Source organism: Mesorhizobium sp. P160219, assembly GCF_057786095.1.
In genome coordinates this window covers 1-2,500 of the sequence record NZ_JBYNWG010000001.1, presented here as the reverse complement: position 1 = coordinate 2,500, position 2,500 = coordinate 1, and the positions used below count along the sequence as shown (strand labels likewise).

1 tRNA gene and 2 rRNA genes (1 of these 3 cut by a window edge) are annotated in these 2,500 nt (G+C 54.8%); all 3 read left to right on the top strand.

The window, feature by feature from the left end:
* Nucleotides 1-1,796, top strand: a 23S ribosomal RNA gene (locus AC3EMP_RS00015) (it extends 1,006 nt beyond the left edge of the window).
* 200 nt (nucleotides 1,797-1,996) lie between these two features.
* Nucleotides 1,997-2,111 (top strand): 5S ribosomal RNA (gene rrf / locus AC3EMP_RS00010).
* A 258-nt stretch (nucleotides 2,112-2,369) separates the two neighbouring features.
* Nucleotides 2,370-2,446: transfer RNA gene (locus tag AC3EMP_RS00005), tRNA-Met, on the top strand.
* Nucleotides 2,447-2,500: the final 54 nt, after the last annotated feature.

Genomic DNA, 2,500 nt, shown 5'->3' with positions numbered 1-2,500 from the left:
CGTGAAAAGGGAAACAACCCTGACCTACAGCTAAGGTCCCCAAGTTATGGCTAAGTGGGAAAGGATGTGAGGATCCCAAAACAACCAGGATGTTGGCTTAGAAGCAGCCATCATTTAAAGAAAGCGTAACAGCTCACTGGTCTAAATAAGGGTCTTTGCGCCGAAAATGTAACGGGGCTAAAGCCATACACCGAAGCTTAGGGTTTGGTCCGCAAGGGCCAAGCGGTAGCGGAGCGTTCTGTAAGCTGACGAAGCCATACCCGTGAGGGGTGGTGGAGGTATCAGAAGTGCGAATGCTGACATGAGTAACGTAAGGGGAGTGAGAGACTCCCCCGCCGAAAGACCAAGGGTTCCTGCTTAAAGCTAATCTGAGCAGGGTTAGCCGGCCCCTAAGACGAGGCGGAAACGCGTAGTCGATGGGAACCACGTTAATATTCGTGGGCTTGGAGGTAGTGACGGATCGCACAAGTTGTCCAATCTTATCGGATTGAACGGGCAGCGGAGCGGTTCCAGGAAATAGCTCCTCCTTATAAACCGTACCCGAAACCGACACTGGTGGTCAGGTAGAGTATACCAAGGCGCTTGAGAGAACTATGCTGAAGGAACTCGGCAAATTGCACGCGTAACTTCGGAAGAAGCGTGACCCTTTTCTACGCAAGTAGAGGAGGGTGGCACAGACCAGGGGGTAGCGACTGTTTATCAAAAACACAGGGCTCTGCGAAGTCGCAAGACGACGTATAGGGTCTGACGCCTGCCCGGTGCTGGAAGGTTAAGAGGAGGGGTGCAAGCTCTGAATCGAAGCCCCAGTAAACGGCGGCCGTAACTATAACGGTCCTAAGGTAGCGAAATTCCTTGTCGGGTAAGTTCCGACCTGCACGAATGGCGTAACGACTTCCCCGCTGTCTCCAGCATAGACTCAGTGAAATTGAATTCCCCGTGAAGATGCGGGGTTCCTGCGGTTAGACGGAAAGACCCCGTGCACCTTTACTATAGCTTTACATTGGCATTCGTAGTGGCATGTGTAGGATAGGTGGTAGGCTTTGAAACCTGGGCGCCAGCTCAGGTGGAGCCACCCTTGAAATACCACCCTTATTACTATGGATGTCTAACCGCGGCCCGTTATCCGGGTCCGGGACAATGTATGGTGGGTAGTTTGACTGGGGCGGTCGCCTCCTAAAGAGTAACGGAGGCGCGCGATGGTGGGCTCAGAACGGTCGGAAATCGTTCGCTGAGTGCAATGGCATAAGCCTGCCTGACTGCGAGACTGACAAGTCGAGCAGAGACGAAAGTCGGTCATAGTGATCCGGTGGTCCCGCGTGGAAGGGCCATCGCTCAACGGATAAAAGGTACGCCGGGGATAACAGGCTGATGACCCCCAAGAGTCCATATCGACGGGGTTGTTTGGCACCTCGATGTCGACTCATCGCATCCTGGGGCTGGAGCAGGTCCCAAGGGTATGGCTGTTCGCCATTTAAAGCGGTACGTGAGTTGGGTTCAGAACGTCGTGAGACAGTTCGGTCCCTATCTGCCGTGGGTGTAGGAATATTGAAAGGATCTGTCCCTAGTACGAGAGGACCGGGATGGACGGATCTCTGGTGGACCTGTTGTGGCGCCAGCCGCATAGCAGGGTAGCTATATCCGGACGGGATAACCGCTGAAGGCATCTAAGCGGGAAACCCACCTTAAAACGAGTATTCCCTGAGAACCGTGGAAGACGACCACGTTGATAGGCCGGGTGTGGAAGAGCGGCAACGCTTGAAGCTTACCGGTACTAATAGTTCGATCGGCTTGATCGTTCTCATTCCTTATGCTCATCGTGAACACGATGATCTGACCAGCGCTCACGCATGAGCGGCCCTTAACAGGGCCTATGCTCCGCGAGGGCGCCGGAAAACCGGCGACGCGCAGTCGCGCTTGCGGACTTGTCCGTTAGCTAGACACAAACGTCGCCTTGGCACGAAAAAACAGCTTCTCGATATAACGTGCGTTTTGCCGACCTGGTGGTTATGGCGGAGCGGCTGCACCCGATCCCATTCCGAACTCGGCCGTGAAACGCTCCAGCGCTGATGGTACTTCGTCTCAAGACGCGGGAGAGTAGGTCGCTGCCAGGTCTGCAAAACGCACGTTGAACTCTCATCCGCAAACCGGATGAAACTGAAATCTTCTCTCTACGAAAAGGCCCGCCAAGGGATCACGGGCCGCGCAAGCGGCCCTTTCATTTGGTCAGCCATATACCTATCTGTAAGCCATCCTGTTCATAGGCCCAGGCTTACGTCCAGATAAGCAAGCAAACGCTTGCTTCAGATCCGGAGCAGGCAAGAGCTTGCCCTGGAGAGTCCGGAGCAAGCAAGAGCTTGCCCTGGAGGTGACGCGGGGTGGAGCAGCCCGGTAGCTCGTCAGGCTCATAACCTGAAGGTCACAGGTTCAAATCCTGTCCCCGCAACCAACAAAAAAAGCCCGCTTCACGCGGGCTTTTTGCGTTCGGACCGTGATCGATGGC